The sequence below is a fragment of the Curtobacterium sp. USHLN213 genome, assembly GCF_037144815.1.
Classification (GTDB): domain Bacteria; phylum Actinomycetota; class Actinomycetes; order Actinomycetales; family Microbacteriaceae; genus Curtobacterium.
In genome coordinates, this window is sequence record NZ_JBBCYQ010000001.1 from 324,228 (window position 1) to 346,394 (window position 22,167).

Annotated in this window: 21 protein-coding genes; 13 read left to right on the top strand and 8 right to left on the bottom strand. The window is 72.8% G+C overall.

Features of this window, described 5'->3' with window-relative positions; translation table 11 throughout:
• Positions 1-17: 17 nt before the first annotated feature.
• Positions 18-785, top strand: coding sequence for a type I methionyl aminopeptidase (gene map, locus WFH25_RS01445; RefSeq protein WP_071302524.1), 768 nt, complete (start codon positions 18-20; stop codon positions 783-785).
• On the opposite strand, the gene WFH25_RS01450 is transcribed toward map, so the two are convergent.
• Both WFH25_RS01450 and WFH25_RS01455 read right to left on the bottom strand, forming a co-directional pair.
• Positions 769-1,332, bottom strand: coding sequence for a 4'-phosphopantetheinyl transferase family protein (locus WFH25_RS01450; protein WP_336696573.1), 564 nt, complete (start codon positions 1,330-1,332; stop codon positions 769-771). The genes map and WFH25_RS01450 overlap by 17 nt on opposite strands.
• 24 nt (positions 1,333-1,356) lie before the next feature.
• Positions 1,357-1,560 carry a hypothetical protein gene (locus WFH25_RS01455; RefSeq protein WP_022905704.1) on the bottom strand — a complete coding sequence of 68 codons (204 nt, stop codon included), beginning with the start codon at positions 1,558-1,560 and terminating at the stop codon, positions 1,357-1,359.
• A 274-nt stretch (positions 1,561-1,834) separates the two neighbouring features.
• Between WFH25_RS01455 and WFH25_RS01460 the strand changes: the two genes are divergently transcribed.
• The 5 genes from WFH25_RS01460 (at position 1,835) to WFH25_RS01480 (ending at position 7,260) form a co-directional block, all read left to right on the top strand.
• Complete coding sequence (locus WFH25_RS01460; protein WP_336696575.1) at positions 1,835-3,760, top strand: TPM domain-containing protein; 1,926 nt, start codon at positions 1,835-1,837, stop codon at positions 3,758-3,760.
• A gap of 56 nt (positions 3,761-3,816) precedes the next feature.
• Positions 3,817-4,542, top strand: a complete 726-nt coding sequence (locus WFH25_RS01465) for a PspA/IM30 family protein (RefSeq protein ID WP_070416310.1) — start codon at positions 3,817-3,819, stop codon at positions 4,540-4,542.
• Positions 4,543-4,587: 45 nt separating this feature from the next.
• Positions 4,588-5,409, top strand: coding sequence for an arginase family protein (locus WFH25_RS01470; protein WP_092386930.1), 822 nt, complete (start codon positions 4,588-4,590; stop codon positions 5,407-5,409).
• A gap of 88 nt (positions 5,410-5,497) precedes the next feature.
• Entirely contained in the window at positions 5,498-6,901 is a 1,404-nt protein-coding gene (locus tag WFH25_RS01475) for a dihydrolipoyl dehydrogenase family protein (protein ID WP_071296229.1), read from the top strand.
• 2 nt (positions 6,902-6,903) lie between these two features.
• Positions 6,904-7,260, top strand: a complete 357-nt coding sequence (locus WFH25_RS01480) for a Fe-S oxidoreductase (protein WP_175496070.1) — start codon at positions 6,904-6,906, stop codon at positions 7,258-7,260.
• A gap of 465 nt (positions 7,261-7,725) precedes the next feature.
• Here WFH25_RS01480 and WFH25_RS01485 read toward each other — a convergent pair whose 3' ends face one another.
• Positions 7,726-8,553 carry an ABC transporter ATP-binding protein gene (locus tag WFH25_RS01485; RefSeq protein ID WP_217637400.1) on the bottom strand — a complete coding sequence of 276 codons (828 nt, stop codon included), beginning with the start codon at positions 8,551-8,553 and terminating at the stop codon, positions 7,726-7,728.
• Entirely contained in the window at positions 8,550-9,446 is an 897-nt protein-coding gene (locus WFH25_RS01490) for a siderophore-interacting protein (RefSeq protein WP_336696577.1), read from the bottom strand. Before WFH25_RS01490 ends, WFH25_RS01485 begins: the two co-directional genes overlap by 4 nt.
• Positions 9,447-9,511: 65 nt before the next feature.
• On the opposite strand from WFH25_RS01490, the gene WFH25_RS01495 reads away from it, so the two are divergent.
• The 7 genes from WFH25_RS01495 to WFH25_RS01525 all read left to right on the top strand — a co-directional run bounded on the left by WFH25_RS01495 (position 9,512) and on the right by WFH25_RS01525 (position 17,176).
• Entirely contained in the window at positions 9,512-10,459 is a 948-nt protein-coding gene (locus WFH25_RS01495) for an alpha/beta fold hydrolase (RefSeq protein WP_336696578.1), read from the top strand.
• Positions 10,460-10,516: 57 nt separating this feature from the next.
• Complete coding sequence (locus WFH25_RS01500; protein WP_071302530.1) at positions 10,517-12,052, top strand: ABC transporter substrate-binding protein; 1,536 nt, start codon at positions 10,517-10,519, stop codon at positions 12,050-12,052.
• Positions 12,053-12,089: 37 nt separating this feature from the next.
• Positions 12,090-13,043 carry an ABC transporter permease gene (locus tag WFH25_RS01505; protein WP_071302531.1) on the top strand — a complete coding sequence of 318 codons (954 nt, stop codon included), beginning with the start codon at positions 12,090-12,092 and terminating at the stop codon, positions 13,041-13,043.
• Complete coding sequence (locus WFH25_RS01510; RefSeq protein WP_336696579.1) at positions 13,040-13,939, top strand: ABC transporter permease; 900 nt, start codon at positions 13,040-13,042, stop codon at positions 13,937-13,939. The genes WFH25_RS01505 and WFH25_RS01510 overlap by 4 nt, the downstream gene beginning before the upstream one ends.
• Complete coding sequence (locus WFH25_RS01515; RefSeq protein WP_070416319.1) at positions 13,936-14,754, top strand: ABC transporter ATP-binding protein; 819 nt, start codon at positions 13,936-13,938, stop codon at positions 14,752-14,754. The genes WFH25_RS01510 and WFH25_RS01515 overlap by 4 nt, the downstream gene beginning before the upstream one ends.
• Complete coding sequence (locus WFH25_RS01520) at positions 14,751-15,533, top strand: ABC transporter ATP-binding protein (RefSeq protein ID WP_336696580.1); 783 nt, start codon at positions 14,751-14,753, stop codon at positions 15,531-15,533. Before WFH25_RS01515 ends, WFH25_RS01520 begins: the two co-directional genes overlap by 4 nt.
• A gap of 107 nt (positions 15,534-15,640) precedes the next feature.
• Positions 15,641-17,176 (top strand): DUF4832 domain-containing protein, encoded by a 1,536-nt coding sequence (locus WFH25_RS01525; protein ID WP_336696581.1) that lies wholly within the window; start codon positions 15,641-15,643, stop codon positions 17,174-17,176.
• A 52-nt stretch (positions 17,177-17,228) separates the two neighbouring features.
• On the opposite strand, the gene WFH25_RS01530 is transcribed toward WFH25_RS01525, so the two are convergent.
• The 4 genes from WFH25_RS01530 to WFH25_RS01545 form a co-directional block, all read right to left on the bottom strand.
• Positions 17,229-17,897 carry a ThuA domain-containing protein gene (locus WFH25_RS01530; RefSeq protein WP_336696583.1) on the bottom strand — a complete coding sequence of 223 codons (669 nt, stop codon included), beginning with the start codon at positions 17,895-17,897 and terminating at the stop codon, positions 17,229-17,231.
• Complete coding sequence (locus WFH25_RS01535; protein WP_336696584.1) at positions 17,894-19,762, bottom strand: heparinase II/III domain-containing protein; 1,869 nt, start codon at positions 19,760-19,762, stop codon at positions 17,894-17,896. Before WFH25_RS01535 ends, WFH25_RS01530 begins: the two co-directional genes overlap by 4 nt.
• Positions 19,763-19,776: 14 nt before the next feature.
• Positions 19,777-20,760, bottom strand: a complete 984-nt coding sequence (locus WFH25_RS01540) for a hydroxyacid dehydrogenase (protein ID WP_336696585.1) — start codon at positions 20,758-20,760, stop codon at positions 19,777-19,779.
• Between the two features lie 176 nt (positions 20,761-20,936).
• Positions 20,937-22,046, bottom strand: coding sequence for a substrate-binding domain-containing protein (locus tag WFH25_RS01545; RefSeq protein ID WP_336696586.1), 1,110 nt, complete (start codon positions 22,044-22,046; stop codon positions 20,937-20,939).
• Between the last annotated feature and the right edge of the window lie 121 nt (positions 22,047-22,167).

Here is a 22,167-nt window from a genome sequence, read left to right on the forward strand (position 1 = left end):
ACCGGTATGATCATCCCATGATCGAGATCCTCACCCCGGCCGAGGTCGACCGGGCCCGCGCCACCGGAGCCCTCGTCGGCACGATCCTGCAGACCCTGCGCGAGCGCACCCGCGTCGGCACGAACCTGCTCGAGATCGATCGGTGGACGAAGGCGATGATCGAGGACGCCGGCGCCGAGTCCTGCTACGTCGACTACGCCCCGTCGTTCGGACGCGGGCCGTTCGGCCACCACGTGTGCACCGCCGTCAACGACGCCGTCCTGCACGGACTCCCCCACGACCGGACCCTGCAGGACGGCGATCTGCTGACGCTCGACCTGGCCGTCTCGCTCGACGGCATCGCCGCCGACGCCGCCGTCAGCTTCGTGGTCGGCACACCGGACCCGGCCGACCTGGCCCTCATCGACGCCACCGAGCGCGCCCTCGCCGCAGCGATCGAGACCGCCGGCCCCGGGGTCCGCACGGGCGACCTGTCGCACGCCATCGGCACGGTGCTCGAGGGCGCCGGCTACCCCGTCAACGTCGAGTTCGGCGGCCACGGCATCGGCTCGACGATGCACCAGGACCCGCACGTGTCGAACACCGGGCGACCCGGACGCGGCTACACCCTCCGCCCCGGGCTGCTCCTCGCGCTCGAGCCGTGGGTGATGGCGGACACCGACGTGCTCGTCACCGACCCGGACGGCTGGACGCTCCGCAGCGCCACGGGAGCACGCACCGCGCACACCGAGCACACGGTGGCGATCACCGAGGACGGCGTCGAGGTCCTCACGCTCCCACGCTGACCGGAGCCCCTCCCGCCGCGACCGCGAGCACCACGTCGACCGCGGGGAACAACACCGAGACCGGCTGCGACATCCCGTCCAGGGCCGCCGTGCCCCGACCCAGGTCGACGTCGACGCGGGTCGGATCCACCCGGAGTCCTCGGCCGTCACGCTTGAGGACGGCCTCCTTCACCGCCCAGCACGCCGCCCGGGCAGTGTCGTCGCCGGACCGGGCGAGTTCCCCGGGCGTGAACGCGTCGAGCGGGGCTGCTGCGACCCGCGACACGCGCTCGAGGTCGACGCCGATCCCGGGTGGTCCGACGGCCAGTGCGACGAGGTCGGTGGTCCGTGCGAGGCTCACGCCGACGGCGGAGCCGTCGACCTCGGCCCAGGGGCGGCCGTGATCCGTCGCGGCGCAGTGCGGGCAGACGCGCCCCGCGCGCACGGCCGATACGTCGACACCCGCCGCCGACGCGACGGCGGTGAGCAGCGCCTCCCGGTCCGCGTCGGGACTGCCGCCGGACCGCCGGATCGTCACCACGACGGTCTGGAGGCGCGGGAGACTCACGCAGGCGAGCCTACGTCGGGTGGTTCAGGCGTGGGTGAGCGCGATGAGCGCGACGTTCATCGTGCTGTAGAGCCCTTCGGACCGAGTCGCCTGGCGCACCCGTCCGCGGAGGACCTCGTAGCGGCCGTCGTGCTCGCGCACGAAGCCGATGACACCGCTCGCCGGCGTCGACACACGGTGGTAGCCGTCCTCGAGTGGGACGACCTCGGTGCTGGTTGTTCGCTCCATTGCAGTTCCCCTGTCTCGTTCGTCGTCGAACGCTCCCCGAGCATACCCCGGTCCGGGGTACAACACCTGCACAGGCCCGGGGTTCCACGAGGGTTCGCCCGGAGTCTGTCCGAGCGCTGCGCGGCGTGGATAGACTCCGGGCAACAGCGCTCCGGGGCGCGGTTCCGGGGGTACTCGGACCGTGACCACGGCGACGGACGGAGGACGGATGCGAGCGGTCCAGGGCGGATCGGCCACGGGCAGGACGAGGACCGACAGGGGGACGCCGGGGCTGGTGGGACGCATCGCTGCGGCACTCCTGGCCGTGTTCCTCGTACTGGCGCCGGCGGCGACGGCGCGAGCGACCGCGCCGGTCGACCTCGGTGGCGCGTACGTCCTCGACGAGGCCGACGTGCTCAGCTCCTCGCAGCAGTCCCGGATCGAGAACGCCGTGCAGCAGCTCTACACGGACACGAAGACCCAGCTCTACGTCGTCTTCGTCCCGACGTTCACGAACCCGTCGGACCACACCGAGTGGGGCGCCGCGACGATGTCGGCGAACCAGATCGACTCCGACGGCATCCTGCTGTCGGTCGCCGTCGACGACCGGAACTACGACGTCCAGCAGACGAACGAGACGAGCATCTCGTCGTCCGACGTCCAGTCCGCGGTGGACGACGACCTGCTGCCGGCCCTCAAGCAGAGCGACTGGTCGGGTGCCGCGCTGGCCTTCGCGAACGGCCTCGCCGACACCCAGGCGCCGCCGGACCTCACCTGGCTGTGGATCCTCCTCGCCGTCGTGGTCATCGCGGTCGTCGTCGTGGTGCTCGTCATCCGGACGCGGAACAAGCGCCGGACGGCCGCCGCGACGAAGGCGCAGGAAGCGTCCCTCGCCGACCTCGAGCGGACCGCCGGCGGCGCCCTCGTGACGATCGACGACGAGCTGCGCACCGCCGAGCAAGAGGTCGGGTTCGCCACCGCGCAGTTCGGGGCCGACGCCGCGAAGCCCTTCGCCGAGGCGGTCGCCGCGGCGCAGCAAGCCGTGCGCAAGGCCTTCACGTTCCAGCAGCAGCTCGACGACGAGATCCCGGACTCCCCGCAGCAGCGCGCCGACTGGGCGAACCAGATCATCGCCATCTGCGAGCAGGCGCACGCCTCGATCGAGGAGCAGACGGAGTCGTTCGACAAGCTCCGCTCGCTCGAGGACGGCGTCGAGGAAGCCGCTGCCGCGCTCGCGCAGGCCGTCGCTGCCGCCCCGGCATCGGTCCAGCAGGCGAGCGCCTCGTTGGACCGGGTCCGCTCGGCGTACACCGGCCGGACCCTCGCGACCGTGTCGGACAGCGTCGACCAGGCCGAGCAGGTCCTCGCCTACGCGACCGAACGGTCCCAGGCGGCCACCGCAGCGATCGCCGCGGGCGACAAGGGCGAGGCCGTCGTCGCCGTGCGCGACGCCCAGCACGCCCTCGCGCAGGTGCAGCAGCTCACGTCGAGCGCGAGCGCTGCCGAGGCGAGCTTCGCCGAGGCCACCGCACGCGCCGAGGCGATGCGCGTCGACATCGAGGGCGACGTCGCCGCGGCGCGCACCCTCACCGTCGGCGGACCGGAACTCGCCGCCGCGGTCACCCGTGCCGAGACCGTGCTGCGGCAGGGCTTCGACCCGAAGGACCCGATCACCGCGGTCGACGCCCTCACCAAGGCGAACACCGAGATCGACCAGGCCATCGCCGCGGCCCGTGGCGCCGAGGAACAGCAGCGTCGGGCTTCCCGTGCGCTCGACGACGCGCTCCGCGACGCCCGGAACCGGATCAGCCAGGCGCGCGAGTTCATCTCGCTGCACCGCGGCGGGGTCGGACCGACGGCGCGGACGCGGCTGTCCGAGGCGCAACGAGCACTCGACGACGCCGTCCAGCTCGCCACGACGGACCCGGGGCAGGCGCTGCAGGCAGCGCGTGCGGCCGAGCAGTACGCGGCGGCCGCGATGGACGCCGCGAACGACGACATGGGCGGCTGGGGCGGTGGCGGCGGCTTCGGCGGCGGTGGCGGCAACGGCGCGCAGCTCGGCGGCCTCGTCACCGGCATCGTGCTCGGTGGCCTGCTCGGCGGTCGCGGCGGCAGTTACGGCGGCGGCTCCTTCGGGGGTGGCGGCTTCGGCGGCGGCGGCGGCTTCGGCGGGGGCGGCGGAGGCGGCGGGGGCGGTTTCTCCGGCGGCGGCCGCTTCTAGACCGGGCACCACAGACCAACAGCACCACACCAGTCCTTCCACGAAAGGGAACAGCAATGGCAAAGCAGACGATCTTCGGGCGGATCTCGACCCTCGTCCGGGCGAACATCAACCAGCTCATCGACGACGCCGAGGATCCCCAGAAGATGCTCGACCAGCTCGTGCGGGACTACACGAACAACATCGCGGACGCCAAGACGGCGATCGCGCAGACGATCGGCAACGTCCGACTGCTCGAGCAGGACCACGAAGAGGACAAGCGAGCAGCGGTGGAGTGGGGCCAGAAGGCCGCCAACGCCTCCTCCGCTGCGGACAAGTACCGCACCGAGGGCAAGACGGCCGAGGCGGACAAGTTCGACAACCTCGCCAAGATCGCGATCGGCAAGCAGATCGCGGCCGAGCAAGAGGTCAAGGACGCCGAGCCGAACCTCGCCTCGCAGAACGAGGCGGTGGAGAAGCTCAAGTCGGGCCTCGCCGGCATGGAGCAGAAGCTCGAGGAGCTCCGCTCGAAGCGCGACAACCTCGTCGCCCGGTCGAAGACGGCCGAGGCGCAGTCCAAGGTCAACGACGCGCTCGGCAACATCGACGTGCTCGACCCGACGAGCGACCTCGGCCGCTTCGAGGAGAAGGTGCGCCGCGAAGAGGCGAAGGTCCTCGGCCAGCAGGAGCTGCAGTCGTCGAGCCTCGACTCGCAGTTCGAGAGCCTCGAGGACGTGGGCAAGGACGCCGAGGTCGAGGCACGACTCGCCGCCCTGAAGTCCGGCGGTTCGTCGAGCATCTGACGCGCTCCTCGGACGACGCCGGACCCCGCCTGACAGACTGGCACGATGCAGTTCCTCGTGGTCGGTCAGTGGCAGGGTTCGGCGTCGTCCCGTGCGATGCGCCTCGGGGACGGAGCCGCGGCGATCGCGGCCGACCTCCCGCGCGCGTCGACCACCGTGGTCGACGTCCCGGCGGGCGCCGGCGATCGTCTCGAGACGGCCGTCGCCCGGTACACCTCGGTGCTGTCGGTGGCCGAACGCGTCGCCGAGGAGACCACGGTGTCGAGCGAGCCGGTCCTCGTCGTCGGCGGTGACGGTGCGAGCGTGCTCGGTGCCACGGTCGGGCTCGGACCGGACACCGCCTTCGTGCGGATCGCGGGGTCGAGCGGCTTCCGGGCTCTCAACCGCGCCCAGCCCGTCGCCGCCGAGACCGCCGTGCTCCGCATCCTCGTGGACCGCCCCGACGACCTGTTCCCGGCCCTTCCGACCCTGGCGGCGTCGTCCGTCGTCGTCGCCGGCGTGCGTGGGGTCGAGGACGCCGAGGCAGGTGCCCTCGACCGTGCCGGGATCGCGCACCTCGACGTCGACGCCGCCACCCCGGACGCGATCGCGGCAGCGGTGGACGCCACCGGTGCCCAGGCGGTGTTCGTGCACGTCGACCTGGACGTCCTCGACCCGTCAGAGGTCGACGGGCTGCTCGAGCCCGTCCCGTTCGGGTTGGACGGCGCCGGACTCGTCGAACGCATCCAGGCCGCCACGCGCGGACGACGACTGGCGGGCGCGGCCCTCACCGGGTTCGCGCCGGTCGACCCGGACCGCGCGGTCGACGACCTCGGCGTCATCCTGCGTGCGGTCGGCGCGCTGACGAGCGCGTCCCGCACCGCCTGACGGTCCCGACACTCCCCCGCGGACCCGTTCTCCACGGGTACGCACCGCGCCCGGCATGACCCATGCCGATCCGCGTACGCTCGGCGACATGACGGACTACGACCTCATCGTGATCGGCGCCGGCGCAGTCGGCGAGAACGTGGCGGACTACGCCAAGAAGCGCGGCCTGTCGGTCGCCATCGTGGAGGCCGAGCTCGTCGGCGGCGAGTGCTCCTACTGGGCGTGCATGCCGTCCAAGGCCCTGCTGCGCAGCGGGCACGCCCTCGCCGCGGCGAAGCGGCTCGACGGTGCGAAGCAGGCGGTCACGGGCGACCTCGACGCGGCGCACGTGCTCGCCCGACGGAACTCCTTCACCTCGGACTGGAAGGACGACGGCCAGGTCTCGTGGCTCGAGTCCGCCGACATCGACCTCATCCGCGGCCACGCTCGGATCACCGGCGAGAAGACGATCGAGGTCGACGGCACGACGTACACGGCAGCCGCGGCGATCGCGGTCGTCACGGGCTCGCTGCACACCCTCCCCGACGTCCCGGGGCTGGCCGACGCGACGCCGTGGGGCACGCGCGAGGCCACCAGTGCGCAGACGGTGCCCGAGAGCCTGCTCGTCATCGGCGGCGGGGTCTCCGGCTCGGAGCTCGCGACCGCGTGGGCGTCCCTCGGGGCGAAGGTCACGCTCGTCGCACGGCACGGGCTGCTCGGCGGCATGGAGCCGTTCGCGGGAGAGCTCGTCGCCGACTCCCTCCGCGAGCTGGGCGTCGACGTCCGCACCGGCGTGAACCCCACCCGCGTCGACCGCGACGAGCACGGCCTCGTCACGACCACGCTCGACGACGGCTCGACGGTCATCACGAGCGAGGTCCTCGCCGCGACCGGACGCGCCGCGACCACGAAGGACCTCGGCCTCGAGTCCGTCGGGCTGACCGCGGGCGACTGGCTGCAGGTCGACGACACGATGCTCGTGCAGGGCACCGACTGGCTCTACGCCGTGGGCGACGTCAACCACCGTGTGCTCCTCACCCACCAGGGCAAGTACCAGGCGCGTGCCGCGGGCGAGGCGATCGCCGCTCGGCACCAGGGCACGCCGCTGCACACCGAACCGTGGGGTGCGCACGTCGCCACCGCCGACCACGCTGCCGTCCCGCAGGTCACCTTCACCGACCCCGAGGTCGCGAGCGTCGGCCTGACCGAGGCCAAGGCCCGCGAGCAGGGGCTGAACGTCCGGGCGGTCGAGTACGAGCTCGGCAACGTCGCGGGCGCCTCGCTGCAGGCGGACGGCTACACCGGGCGGGCGAAGATGGTCGTCGACGAGGACCGCGGGGTCGTCGTCGGCGTGACCTTCGTCGGCCAGGACGTCGCCGAGATGCTGCACGCCGCGACGATCGCCGTCGTGGGCGAGGTCCCGGTCGACCGCCTCTGGCACGCCGTCCCCGCCTACCCGACGATGAACGAGATCTGGCTGCGACTGCTCGAGACCTACGGCCGCCCGGAGTAGCGGTGCGGAACCCCCTGCTCGACTCCCCCGTGTCCCGGGCGGGGTGGGCGTTCGCGACCGCGGTCGGCCTCGCCGTCGGCGTCCCGCTCTCCACCGGGAAGGTGCGGGTGGTCGACGGGCTGATCGTGTGCACCGGGCTGCCGCGGTGGGTGTTCCGCCGCGGTGGCACCTGCGTGGGGTCCGTCTACCTCACGCGGGACAACGACGGCGACCGGGTGCTCCGGCACGAGCGGGTGCACGTCGACCAGTGGCGGCGGTACGGGATGCTCATGCCGATCGTGTACGCGCTGGCGGGGCAGGATCCGCTGCGGAACCGGTTCGAGATCGAGGCCGGGCTCGAGGACGGCAACTACCGCTGACGCGCGGCGCCCGCCCCGAGCGGGCGAAATCCGTCCCGTTCGACGCCGGCGAGCAGCAGGTCCCGCCCGGTCGGCAGACGCGAGCGGCTGACCGGCTGCGGGCCGGCCCGCCCCAAGCCGACCCGGCGCAACCCGGGCCGGCCCGGCCCGGGCCGTGCCGAGCGGGCGAAATCCGTCCCGTTCGGCGCCGGCGAGCAGCAGGTTCCGCCCGCTCGGAGTACGCGAGCGGCGTGTCGCGCCCGCTCGGGGAGGGCCCCGCCCGGAAGGAAGTGCATCCGAAGCCACGGCCGGACGGGAGGCTCGGCTCAAGCCCGCCCCGCGCCTCCCGTCCGACGGTCGCACCGCACCGGACGCGCCGCCCCGAGCGGGCAGAATACGTCCGGTTCGGCGCGGGCGAGCGGCAGGTTCCGCCCGGTCGGCAGACGCGAGCGGCGTGTCTTGCCCGCGCGCCCCGCGCGCGGCGCGTCAGGCCGCGGGGCGCCGCGGCACCACGAGGGGCGTGCCCGTCTCGGGGTCGGCGACGACCACGCACGGCAGCCCGAACACGTCCTCGACGAGGTCGGCCGTCACCACCGACGCCGGCGGCCCCGACGCCACGATCGACCCGTCACGCATCGCGATCACGTGTGTGGCGTACCGCGCCGCCTGGTTGAGGTCGTGCAGCACCGCGACGACGGTCCGACCGGCCGCGTGCAACGCCGACGCCAGCTCGAGCACGTCGTACTGGTGCGCGATGTCCAGGAACGTGGTGGGCTCGTCGAGCAGGACGATGTCGGTCTCCTGCGCGAGCACCATCGCGATCCACACCCGCTGACGCTGCCCACCGGACAGCTCGTCCACGCTGCGGTCGGCGAGCGACACGGTCGACGTCTGCTCGAGCGCGGCCTGCACGGCCCGCCGGTCCGACCCCGACGAGGGGTGCAGCAGGTCCTGGTGCGGGAACCGCCCGCGGGACACCAGGTCGCGCACGGTGATGCCGTCCGGCGCGATCGGGGTCTGCGGGAGCATCCCGACGCGGCGCGCGACGGCCTTCGGGCGGAGGGAGGAGATCGGCGACCCGTCGAGGTACACGGTGCCGGCGGTCGGCTTGAGCGTCCGCGCGAACGACTTGAGCAGCGTCGACTTGCCGCAGGCGTTCGGCCCGACGATGACGGTGAGTTCACCGTCTGGGATGTCGACGTCGAGCGCGGACACCACGACCCGGTCGTCGTACGCGAGCGTCAGCCCCCGGGCCCCGAGCGCGGTCGCCGGCACAGACGACGCAGCCCCGGCACCGTCGACGGAAGCGCTCAATTCTCGGCCTTGCCGTGCCGCCAGTACCCCATGAACGCGACCTGCTTCCGGTCGAGCCCGACACCGCGCACGAGGTGCCGGCGGAGTTCCTTGACGCACCCGGCCTCGCCCGCGATCCAGGCGTAGACGGGTCGCGGCTCGTCGCCGGCCGGGATGTCCCAGAGCACCTGCTCGTCGACGTCGACGTCCGCGAGCTCCCCCGCGTCGCCGCACGCCGGCCCCGCCGCGACGGTCGACGCCCAGGCGTGCACCTGGTCGGTCATCCGGACGCCGTGCGAGGCGCCGTTCCGGGCGATCCAGCGGACCTCGACCCCGGCGGGCGCGGACACGGGCAGCCGGTCGGCGTCGGTCGGGACCTCGATGAAGACATGGCCGACGGTGGCGACGTCGAGCGCCTCGAGGATGGCGCAGATGGCCGGGGCGGCGGTCTCGTCGCCGGCGAGCAGGATCCGGTTCGCGGCGCCGGGGTCGAACTCGGCCGCACCGGTCGGGAGCTCCGCGGGCGACGACGGCACCGCCGGCCCGACGATGCGCAGTTCGTCGCCGACCCGGCACGCCGAGACCCAGCGCGAGGCGGGTCCGGTGTCGCCGTGCGCGACGAAGTCGATGTCGAGCTCACGGGCGTCCGGTCGGAAGGAGCGGACCGTGTAGGTGCGGAGCGGGTTCCGGACCGCGTCGGGCAGGGCACGCCAGGCGCCGTACCAGTCCTCGCCGTCGGGCAGGTCCGTGAAGCCGTGCCCGGGGATCGGCAGCACGATCTTGATGCGCTGGTCGAGGCCGACGGACGAGAACTCGGCGAGGGCGTCGCCCGTCAGGGTCACCCGGACGAAGTGCGGGGTGAGGGACGTGACGGCTGCCACGCGGACGGAGAAGACACGGTACCGGGCTGCCACGACGGCAAGTATGGCATGCCTTACCTAAGAGACCCAAGGGTCCGCACGGTGCGAGGATCGTCCCCGTGCCCGATGCCGACGACGAATTCGCAGACCTGGCCGACCTCGCCCACGCGAGCGGCGTGACGGCGCCGATGCGCGCCTCCAGGCAGGTGGTCCGCACCACCGACGGACAGGAGATCGCCGCGATCCGCTGGGACACGGCGGACGACCAGGAGGCGCGGATCACCTACCTGCACGGGCTCGGCATCGACGCCCACAGCTTCGACCAGACCGCGCTCGCCGTCGGCGAGCCGGCGGTCGCCGTGGACCTGCCCGGCCACGGCCGGTCCGGGTGGCGCGACGACGCGGACTACGGGGCCGGCGCGACGGCACCGAGCGTGCTCGCGGCCCTCGACGCGCTCGGGGTCCGGCCGGGGATCGTCGTGGGGCACTCCCTCGGCGCGATCCTCGCCGCCCGACTGGCGGCGACCGCACCGGAGCGCGTCACCGGACTCGTGCTGGTCGACATGTCGCCGGACTTCGCCCAGCGGGCCGTCGACCGGATCGCCCGCGCGCTCGAGGCCGAGGAGCCGTTCACGTCGCTCGAGCAGGTCGTCGACCGCGCCGTGGAGGCCCGCGTCGGCGACGACCGCGCGGTGCTCCTGCGCGAGGCCCGGCACACCACGCGACTCGGGGCCGACGGGCGGCTCGTGCGGCGCCACCACTTCCCGCACCTCCCCGCCGGCCGCACCTCGTCGGTGGGGCGGTTCGCTGACGCGTGGCCGGACCTCGAGGCCCTCGACGTCCCGATCCTGCTCGTCCGCGGCGACCGCGGTTACGTGTCACCGAAGCTGCACGCGCAGTTCGCCGAGCGCCTGCCCGACGCCGAGATCGTCACGGTCGAGGCCCGGCACGCCGTGCAGAACCAGGCCCCCCTCGAACTGGCCACGGCGATCCGGGCATGGGCGGAACGTAACGGTTTGTTGCACCGGATCGAAGAACCGTCGCCGGAGCACCCCGGCCGCCGCTAACCTCGTGCAAGCGCGCGCGACGACCGTCGCCACCGCGCCGGAAGGAACCCACCACCCATGAGTCCGCTCCCCGCCCGCAGCACCTCTCGCCTCGGCCGTGCGGCCCTCGCCGCCACCGCGGTGGCCGTCGCCTCGGCCCTCGTGCTGACCGGCTGCTCCGGATCTTCGAACGAGGACGGCGGCACCGACGCCACCGTCCGCGTCGGTCTCGTCCTCGAACCGACGAGCCTCGACATCCGCACGCAGTCCGGTGCCGCTCTCGACCAGGTGCTCATCGACAACGTCTACCAGGGGCTCGTCGGCCGCACGGCGGACGGTGACGTCCGCGACGTGCTGGCGTCGAAGCACGCGGTGTCGGACGACGGCCTGACGTACACGTTCACGCTGCGCGACGGCACCACGTTCCAGGACGGCAAGGACGTCACCGCGGCCGACGTCGTCTGGTCGCTGCAGCAGGTCAAGTCGAACGATTCGTACGTCGACTCCGCGCAGCTCGCCAACGTGACGTCGATCACGTCACCCTCCGCCGACACGGTCGTCCTCACGCTGGCGAAGCCCGACTCCGACCTGCTCTGGAACCTCACGGGGCGCGCAGGTCTGGTACTCGAGAAGGCCGCGAAGAACGACCTGTCGGACACCGCCAACGGCACCGGTCCGTACGAGGTGTCGAGCTGGAAGCAGGGCGACTCCCTCACCTTCGAGCGGAACGCCGACTACTGGGGCACGAAGGCGAAGGTCGCCAAGGTCGTCTTCCGCTACATCACGCAGCCGTCCACCGCGGTGAACGCCATGGCGAACGGCGACCTCGACGTGCAGACCGCCGTCGACGGCACGCTGAAGAGCCAGCTGCAGAACAGCTCGGACATCTCGCTGCACACCGGCAAGACGACCGACAAGTACACGCTCGCGTTCAACGACCAGAAGGCGCCGTTCACCGACAAGCGGGTGCGACAGGCGATCCGGCAGGCGATCGACGCGAAGGCGATCATCAAGGCGATCGGCGGCACCGGCGTCGAGCAGGGCGGCCCGATCCCCGAGCTCGACCCCGGCTACCAGGACCTCACCGACATCGACGCGTACGACCCCGCGAACGCGAAGAAGCTCCTCGCCGAGGCCGGCCACCCGAAGCTCGACCTCACGCTGACGTACGCGAACATCTACTCGGCGACGATCGGCGACGTGCTGAAGTCGCAGCTCGCCGACGTCGGCATCACCCTGACGGTCAAGCGCGTCGACTTCGCCACCTGGCTGTCGCAGGTGTTCGAAGCACCGAAGAGCGGCACGCGCGACTTCGACCTGTCGATGGTGAACCACGTCGAGGCGCGCGACTTCGGCAACTGGGCGAACCCGGAGTACTACTTCGGCTACGACAACGCCGAGGTGCAGTCGCTCTACGCCGACTCGGTCGCCGCGACGGACGAAGCCGCCAAGGTCGCCGACCTGCAGAAGGCGGCGCGGATCGTCAGCGAGGACGCCGCCGGCGAGTGGCTCTACACGGCGACGTCGATCACGGCGGTACGGAAGGGCGTCACGGGCTTCCCGTACGACGGCACGAACTCGCGCCTCGACCTGTCGAAGCTCGCCGTCAAGTGAGGCGGGCACGGACCACGGCTCGCGTAGCATCGGTGTCGTGACCCGGTTCCTCATCGGGCGGGTGCTCCTGCTCGTCGTCGGCCTGCTCGTGGCCAGCGTGATCATCTTCGCGACGCTCCGGGTGCTGCCCGGCGACGTGGCGCAGATCGTCGCGGGCACCCAGGCGTCGCCGGCGCAGGTGGCCGAACTGCGCCAGCAGCTCGGGCTCGACCGACCGGTCGTCGTGCAGTACCTCGACTGGATCGGCGGGCTGTTCCGCGGCGACCTCGGGCGGTCCCTCGTCACCGACGGACGGGTCGCACCCGAGATCGCCCAGAAGCTCAGCGTCACGCTGCCGCTCGCGGCCATGTCCCTCGTCGCCGCGCTCGTCATCGGAGTGCCGCTCGGCGTGCTCGCCGCGGTGCTGCGGCGTCGCCCGGGCGGGGCCGTCATCGCCTTCGTGGCGCAGGCGATCGCGGCGATCCCGATCGTGTGGGCCGGCATGCTCCTCGTGGCGCTGTTCGCCGTCACGCTGCACTGGCTGCCGACGCAGGGCTTCCCGCTCGACGGGTGGGACGAACCCGGTCGGGCGTTCGCCGCGCTCGTGCTGCCCGCGCTGACGATCGGCGCCGTCGAGGGTGCGGTGATCCTGCGCTTCACCCGCTCGGCGACGCTCGGGGTGCTCGACGCCGACCACGTCCGCACGGCGGCGGCGATCGGCCTCACCCGGACGCAGGCGCTCGTCAAGCACGGGCTCCCGTCGGTGGCGCTGACCGTGCTGGCCGTGCTCGGCGTGCAGATCGCCGGGCTCCTGGTCGGGGCCGTCGTCGTCGAACAGCTCTTCTCGCTTCCCGGCGTCGGACGCATGCTCGTCACCGACGTCGGGCGCCGTGACATCACGAAGGTGCAGTCCGAGCTGCTCGTGCTCACCGGGCTCGTGCTCCTCGTGGGCTTCGCGGTCGACGTCGTGCACCGCACGCTGGACCCCCGACAGCGCGAGGTGTCCGAGTGATCCGCCGGCTCCTCGCCCGGCCGACCGGGGTCTTCGCCGTGGTCGTCCTCGGCCTGCTCGTCGTCCTCGCCGTGGTGTCGCTCGTGTGGACGCCGCAGGACCCCTTCCGCGCCGACCCCTTCCACCAGTGGGAGCCGCCGAGCCCCGCGCACTGGTTCGGCACCGACGCCTCCGGCCGGGACATCGCGAGCTACCTGCTCGCCGGCACCCGCACGACCGTGCTCGTCGCGGTGGGCTCCGGCGTGATCGCGAGTGTCGTCGGCATGGTCCTCACCGCGATCGGCTCGCTCACCGCGCGCTGGGTCCGCGAGGGCACGGCCGTCCTGCTCGACATCCTCGTGGCGTTCCCGACCCTCCTCACCGCGATGCTGCTCACCGCGATCGCCGGCGGGTCGCTCGGCGTCGTGATCGTCAGCGTCGGCCTGTCCTTCGGCGTCACGATCGCCCGGGTGGCCCGCGGGGAGATCCGCCGCATCGCCCGCAGCGACTACGTCACCGCCGCGCGGGCGTCGGGCGTGGGCGGTGCCGGGGTGCTGTTCCGCCACCTCGTGCCGAACGCGGCGCCGCTGTTCACCGTGCAGCTCTCGCTCGCGATGGCCACCGCGGTCCTCGCGGAGGCCGGGCTGTCCTACCTCGGGTACGGCGCCGGCTCGAACACGGCCTCATGGGGCAGCATGCTCGCCGACCTGCAGACGTACATCGGCGTGCACCCGTGGAGCGCCACCTGGCCCGGTGCGGCCATCGCCCTGGTCGTCGCGGCACTGTCGCTGCTCGGCGACGCCGTCCGCGACGCGACGGACCCGCGCCTGACCACGAACGACCGCGCGGCCGGTGGCGGACCCGCGCCCCGCACGCCGGACGACCCGGCCGCGACGAGCACGGGGGTGACCGCATGAGCGACGCGACCACTCCGGGTACCGCAGCCTCCGGGCTCGAGGTGCGTGGGTTGACGGTCCGCATCGACCGTCGGACGATCCTCGACGACGTGACGTTCACCGTGCCTCCTGGCCGCCGCGTCGGCGTGATCGGCGCGTCCGGGTCCGGCAAGTCGATGACCTCGCTCGCCCTGATGGGACTCGAGCCGACCGGCGCGACCGTCACCGGCAGCGTCCGGTTGGACGGCACCGAGCTCGTCGGCCTGCCCGACCGCGAGCGCGCCCGCCACCGCGGCGCCGGCATCGGGATGGTCTTCCAGGAACCCGGCACCGCGCTCGACCCGCTCCGCCGGGTCGGCGCGCAGATCGCCGAACCGCTGCGGCTGCACCGCGGACTCGACCGGCGTGCCGCAGCGGCCGCCGCGCTCGACCTCGCCGTCAGCGTGGGGCTGCCGGACCCCGAGTCACTGTTGCGGCAGTACCCGCACCAGCTCTCGGGTGGGCAGCGGCAGCGGATCTGCATCGCGATGGCGATGGCCGGTCAGCCGTCCTACCTCGTGGCCGACGAACCCACCACGGCGCTCGACGTCACGACCGAGGCCCGGATCCTCGAGCTGTTCGAGGGCCTCACCGCGGGCATGGTCTTCGTCACGCACGACCTCGCGGTGCTCGCCCGGATCGCGGACACGGCCGTCGTGCTCGACGCCGGCCGGGTCGTCGAACACGGGTCGGTCGCAGGACTCCTCGCGGCGCCGCAGCACCCCGCGACGGCCGCCCTCGTCGACGCCGCCCGCGCCACCGCCCGTCGTGCCCCTCGGACCGGAGGCTCCGCATGACCGACGTCCTGCACGCCCGCGACCTGCACCGCACCTACCGACTCCCCCGCCGCGGACCGTTCGAACCCGGGCCCGTCCGGACCGCGGTGGACGGCGTCGACCTGACGGTCGCGCCCGGCGCACGCCTGGGGATCGTCGGCGAGTCCGGATCGGGCAAGTCGACGCTGGTGCGGCTGCTCGCCGGCCTGGAGGCGCCTTCCGCAGGCACCGTGACCGCCTCCGGTCGTCCGGTGGTGGCGTCCGGGTCCGCGGCCGCGATGCGCTGGTTCCGTCGCGAGACCGGGGTGGTCTTCCAGGACCCGTACGCCTCGCTCGACCCGCGGATGCGCGTGGGCGCGATCGTCGCGGAACCGCTGCGGGCGCTCCGGATCGACGGTTCGCACGACGCGCTCGTCCGGGACGTCCTCGCGCGCGTCGACCTCCCCGCCGACGTCGTCGACCGGTACCCGCACGAGTTCTCCGGCGGCCAACGGCAGCGCATCGCGATCGCCCGGGCCGTCGTGCACTCGCCGCGGATCCTGTTCGGGGACGAGCCGATGAGCGCCCTCGACGTGGTGGTCCGGGCCCGCGTGATCGAGCTGTTCCGGTCGCTCGCGGACGACCTCGGGCTGACGCTGGTGCTGGTGTCGCACGACATCGGCGTGGTGCAGCGGCTGTGCGACACGGTGGCGGTGATGTCCGCGGGGCGGATCGTCGAGCACGGGTCGGTGTCCCTGCTCGATGCGCCCGAGCACCCGGTGACCCGGACCCTGGTGGAGGCTGCGCCGACGCTGCCGTAGCGCCGGCGATGTGCGACTCCTGTTCGACTGGGCGGGAGTCCTTGCCCACTGTGCGGGACCCTCGGGAGCATCGACGTGCATCGATCGCTTCTCGAAGGGGAGAACGCATGAGCACGTCGAACGACATCACCAGACGGACGGCACTCGGTCTCGGCATCGTCGCCACCGCATCGGCCGCGAGCGGGGTCCTCGGACCAGGGCACGGCCGACCACACCTCGCCGCCTCGGTCACGAAGGAGTTCACGGCCGACACGACCACGCTGCTGAAGAACCCGCTCAACGGCTGGGCGCTGTACGGCTCGTCCACCCCGGCGGCGGACTACTGGACGCAGTACGACGACGTCCCGCTGCCCGACGGCACCACGATCACCGTGTCCGACCACGCCTCGGTGCTGTACATGCGGGTGTCGTGGACGATCCTCGAACCGTCAGAGGGCGTCTACGGATGGGACACGAACGCTGCCTTCGCGGGCATCCTCGCCGAGGCCCGCCGTCGGGGACTCCGGCTGGCGTTCCGCGTGGTGGTCGACAGCCGCGACAAGGCGTCGAACTTCACGCCCGACTGGGTGCGGGCCGCGGGTGCCTCCGGGTACGAGACGCAGACCGGCAGCAAGACGGTCTGGTCGCCCTACCCGGACGACCCGGTGTTCCAGGCGAAGTACGCGGCGTTCGTCGCCGCCTTCGCCGCGCAGTACGACGACCCGGAGACGACGGACTTCATCGACGGGTACGGCCTCGGCAAGTGGGGCGAGGGACACTCGATGCTCTACCGGGACGCCGCGAACCGCGAGCCCGTGTTCGACTGGATCATCGACCTGTACCAGCGGCACTTCACCACGGTGCCGCTGGCGTTGAACTACCACCGGATGATCGGCGGCGGGAAGGACTGGGGTGCGCCGGACCCCGAGAGCGAACGGATGCTCGACGGCGCGTACGAGAAGGGGTACGTCCTCCGCCACGACGCCTTCGGGATGACCACCTACTACTCCGACTGGGAGAGGTCGATGGCCGCGAAGTGGCGGTACCGGCGCCCGATCATCATGGAGGGCGGGTGGGTCACCGCCCAGCACGACGTCACGCAGGACCCCCGCGGCTACGAGACGGTCGCCGACGTGCGGCAGGGCGAGTTCGACGACTCCGTCGAGGCCCACGTCAACATGATGGACTTCCGGAACGGCGAGACACTCTCGTGGTTCGCCGCCGAGACCGCCCCGCTCACGCAGCGCTTCGACGCCGAGGGCGGGTACCGGCTCTACCCGTCGAAGGTCGTCGCCCCGGACGCGCTCCGTGCCGGCGGTACCGCTGCGATCACCCACGAGTGGACGAACCTCGGGTGGGGCTTCCTGCCGACGAACCTCCCGGTCTGGAAGCACAAGTACAAGGCCGCGCTCGCGCTGCTCGGGGCGGACGGAACGCCCGTCCGGGTCGTCGTGGACGCGGCGTCCGAGCCCTCGGACTGGCTGCGGGGCACGCCCACCGCGTACTCGTACACGCCGTCGGTCGCCGGCGTCGCCCGCGGCTCCTACCGCTGGGGCGTCGCGATCGTGGACACGACCCGGTCGGACACTCCGGCGATCGCGCTCGCGGCGCAGGGGACGACGACGAACGGCTGGCTCGTCGTCGGGGACGTCACGGTCTCCTGAGCCGTCGTGACCGTTCCGGTTCGCGATCCCCCGCGATCGCGAACCGGAACGGTCACGAGCCGGACTCGATCAGGAATCCCAGCGCCTGTGCGACCAGCCGGCGGTGATCCGGCGAGGCGAACGACGCCCCGGCGTGGCCGAGGCCGTCGTAGACCGTGACGCCGCCGCCCGGACGCTCGTGCACCCAGATCAGCGGGTGTCGGACACCGTCGTGCTCGTGGTCGACCAGGACCCGGACCGCCGCCGAGATCCGCTGGTGGGAGTACCGCTCGTCGTCGAGCGAGAAGTCGCCGATGCCCGCCGTGACCGGGTGCTGGTCGTCGACCACGTGCACGGTGCACGGTCCGGACGGCGGGTGCATCGTCGTGCCGCGCACCCACACGCCGCCGAGGGCCCGTTCCCAGTCGTCGTCTCCGGCGAAGGACGTCGACGACACGTGCACGACGAGCATCGGCACGCGGCTCGCGAGCAGCCGACGGAACCCCGGGTCCGCTGCGGGCAACGGCACCGGCAGGCCGTCCCGCGGCAGGCCGAGGTCCACGACCACGAGCGACGGCAGCGGGCCGACCCCGAAGGACTCGAGCGTCCGGTCGACGTCCGACGACGACGACAGCCCGATCCCCACCTGGGCCGCGATCGCCGTCAGCGCCGCGGTCGTCTCGTCGAAGGGGTGCCAGGGGTCCGTCCACCGTCCGACCCCGCCGAGCAGCACCGCACTCACGCGGTGGCCCGGGTGATGCGGACGGTGTGCGACCCCGCGCGGGCGGGCTCGCGTTCGACGAGCAGGACCCGGTGCAGCGCCGCGCCCCAGGCCGCCCGCAGCTTCTCGTCGTCGAGCTCGCGTCGCTCCGTGCGCACCTCGAAGCGCGCGCCGTCGACCGCCACGTGTGCCGGCCCGACGTCCAGACCGCCGGGGGTCACCACCGGTTCGTGGAGCGTCAACAGCACGAGCGTCATGACGCCCGGTTCCGCGAACGCCCACTCGTCCTGCAGCTCGACGACCTCGGCGGCCCGGTCGAGCGAGGCGATCCGCACCGCGCGCACCAGCCCGGACGCCGCGGGGTACGCCGCGGTCAGGTCCGTGGACAGCGTCGCTCGGTCGCCGTCGTCGGCGAACTCGGTGCCCGTGGCCCGGAACGACTCGCCCTCGTGCTGCTCGACCCCGTTCGGCCACGGCACGCTGTGCCAGCTCGACCGCATGGTCCAGATGCCGTACCGGTGCTCGGGCATGAACGTCTCACGGCGGTACACCCCGACACCGGCGTCCACGACGACGGGTTCGCCATCGAGCGAGACGATGACGGACCCCGCGTCGTTGTGGTTGTGGCTGACGGCGTTGTGGCCGCCCTTCGCCGACAGGAAGAAGGCGCCGGAGCGGGCAACGGCCACCTCGGTGCCGGGCAGGTACAGCGACGTGGGCATGCCCGGCGCTGCGGGTCCGGCGTCCTGCCACCCCGGTGCCCGGAGCTCGGCGAGGGTGCGGCGGAAGAGCGCTGCGAGCTGCCCGTCGAACCGCAACGCGTGCCGGCGCCCCATCCACCGGGCGTGCTGCACGACCTCGTCGTCCCCGACGCGTGCACCGAACCGGGCCAACAGGTGCCAGTTCGCGTTCTCGGGCAGCACCGGCGACCCGTCGGAGTGGTTGACCTGGCGGTGGGCGTCGATCTGCATGCCCATCGGGAACCGTGCCGTGGCGGCCACCGGTTCCACCACGAAGCCGTCGAAGGCCCCGTCGGTGAGCTGCTCGACGAGGTCGAGGGCCTCGAACAGCGTCGCACCGGCCCACCACCAGTAGGTCGCGCCCTCGTCGCAGCTGCCGTCGGCGTCGTACCCGGCCCGGAACCGGTCGAGGATGACGAGCGCGCGGTCGATCGTCGCTCCGAGTCGCTCGGCGTCGGGCTCCACCACGGCAGCACAGACGAGCACGTTCGACACGATCCACGGCGCCCAGTTGTTGGGCGGCCCGTCGACCCCGTGCCAGAAGTACTCCTCGCGTTCCCACGGGTCCAGGACGCGGCGGCGGACCTCGTGGTGCACGTGGGCGCGGATGCCCGGCGCGTCGCGTTCGAGCCGCTCACCGGCGATCGCGTCGATCGCCGCCAGCATGCCGCCGACGTACGCGTCCGACAGGTCGAGCACGTCCCGGCCCGGCACCGGCAGGAACGGCCGCTCGCCGCTCTCCGGCAGCGCGTAGTGCGACGGCAGGCACCACGCGCGCAGTTCGCAGATCCGCCAGACCTGGTCGGCGAGGACCGTCGCCCACTCGTCCTCGTCGGTCACCGCGAGCGCGAGCGCGGCCGAAGCGGCCGACTCGAGCAGGTTCCGCTGCGCGCGCTCGTACGGCTGCCGGTCGCCGTCCCGGCTGTAGCGCGCCCAGAGCGAGAGGGTCGGGAAGGCGACCGCGGCGGCGTCGCGACGGTCCCTCGCCACCGCGAGCAGCGCCTCCTGGTCCGCCGTCCCCACGTCGGCCCACGCGGCGCGGTCGGTGACGGGAGGCGCGGGTCGCCACGTCCTCGGTCGGAGCGCCCGGCGGGCGGTCGCGGTGAAGCGGTCGGTGAGGGTCTGGGCGTCGACGGTGACGGTCATGGGGGTTCCAGCGGTCAGGCCTGGACGGCGAAGCCGTCGGGGACGATGGGGTCGGTGAAGGCGCCGGTCGCGGCGAAGGCGATGGTCTCGCGCACCGCGTTCTCGGCGAGCCGGCGGAGCTCGTTGCCGAGTGAGCCCGCGATGTGGGGCGTGATGAAGGTGTTCGGCGTCGAGCGGAGGCGCGCGTCCGGCGGCAGGAGCTCGGGTTCGGTGACGTCGAGCACGGCGGCGAGGTCACCGCGGTCGAGTCGGTCGGCGAGGGCGTCCTGGTCGAGGATCGCGCCACGGGCGGTGTTCACGACGGTGGTCCCCGGGCGGAGCAGGCCGATGACGTGCCGGTCGATCATGCCCCGGGTGGACGGCAGCAGCGGCGCGTGCAGCGTGACGATGTCGCTCGTGACGGCGAGCGTGTCGAGGTCGACCACGGTGACACCGAGCAGCGTGGCCTCGTCGTCGTCGAGGTACGGGTCGCTGACGAGCACTCGGACGTCGTGTGCCCGGAGCCGCTCGATCACCGCACGGCCGACGCGGGAGGCACCGACCACGCCGACGGTGATGCCGTGCATACCGACGACCGGCCAGGACCCCTCGACGTCGACGGGCCCGGTGGCGGACCCGAGGGCGGCGGCGGTCGCGAACGCGCGCTTGGCGGCGAGGACGATCATCGCGACCGTGAACTCGGCGACCGGCACGGCGTTCGCAGCGGCGCTCGAGGTCACCGCGATGCCCCGGGACCAGACGTCGTCGTCCACCACGGGTTTCACCGACCCGGCGGAGTGCGCCACGGCGCGCAGCCGCGGCATCCGGTCGAGGCGGCCCGCGTCGAGCTCCGGACTCCCCCACCCGGTCACGAGGACCTCGACCTCGGTGAGGAGCACGGCGTCACGCGGGTCGTCCGGGTCGAGCGGGCGGTCGGCGATGAGCCGGATCGCCTCGGAGGCGTGGAGTGCGGCGAGGTTCCCGTGGTCGAACACCCGCGCGAAGGTCGTCTCCGGCATCACGAACGCGACCGGTACGCGGCCTGTTCCGGGCGGGGGCACGGGTTCGGACACCCGCGGTACGGCGCGGTGCGTGCGGGGGTGTGACGTCATCGTCGGCGGCTCCTCGTAGGCGGTCGGCGATCACCATGCCAGCGCCGCGCGGTGTTCGATGTCAAGAACGGCCGCGCAAACGATCACGAAGCGAACACCGGCGCGACCGAGGACCCGCGCACGCTCAGCGTCGGCGTCAGGGTCATGTGCCGTCGGGCGAACGCGGTCTGCGCCGTGGCCGAGATCCGCTCGAAGCACATCGTCGCCGCGAACCGGCCGACGTCGTTCTTCGGTGGCGCCACCGCGGTGAGCGGGACCCCGGCGAGCGCGGCGACCTCGTCGTCGTAGGCCACCACGGAGAGGTCGCCCGGGATCGTCAGGCCCATCTCGGTGACGGTCTCGACGAACTCCACGGCGTAGTGGTCCGAGTGCACGAACACCGCGGTGGTGCCCGTGTCGATGCAGCGTCGGACGAACGCCCGTGTGGCCTCGCCGACCGCGTGCGTCTCGTCGATCACCTCGACGGGTGCGTCGGTGCCGAGGCCGAGCTGGCGGACGCTGCGCTCGTAGCCGGTACGGAGCTGCGGGGTCGTCGGGGTCTCGAACACGGCCATGCCGATCTTCCGGTGCCCGAGCGAGGCGAGGTGGCGGAGGGCGATCCCGGCCCCGGCCTCGTGGTCGCTCCGGACGGACTCGAGCTGCGTGCCGACGGGTGCCTCGGTGAGGGAGCGCTCGACGACGACCACGGGCATCGGTGCCCGGTCGAGGAGCTCGAGGGTGTCGACGGCGTCCGCGACGGTGGTCGTCACGAGGAGCCCGTCGACCCCGGCGGCGATGAGACGTTCGACCTGCTGTCGTTCGCGGTCCGGGTCGTAGCGGGACACCCCGAGGACGACCCGTCCGCCGAGGGCCTCGGTGCGCTCGGCGACGCCCGCGACGATCTTCGGGAAGTAGTAGCCCGGGTCGGGGACGACGAGTCCGAGGGTGAACAGCGAGCCGGGTTCGGTCGCGGTCCGCGTGGTCGGCTCGGGTCGCGGTGCCGGACGGTGCGGTGCGCCGGCGGTGGGCAGTGTCTCGACCGACACCGCGCCGCCGTGCACACGTCGCACGAGTCCGCGGTCGGCGAGTTCGGACAGGTCGCGGCGCACCGTCATCGCCGAGATCCCTTCGCGCGCTGCGAAGTCCGAGGCGGACAGGCTGCCGTGGACACGGAGTTCGGCCAGGATCCGTTCCTGCCGTCTGGTCGGGTGCATCGTCGCTCCCATGTTCGTTTCGTGTGCGGGTGAATACGCCCGCTTGACCGTCATCATACGGACGTCCCAGGATGACGAAACCGCCACCGGAGGTCCGGCCGCGGACCCCAGCCACGTGAGC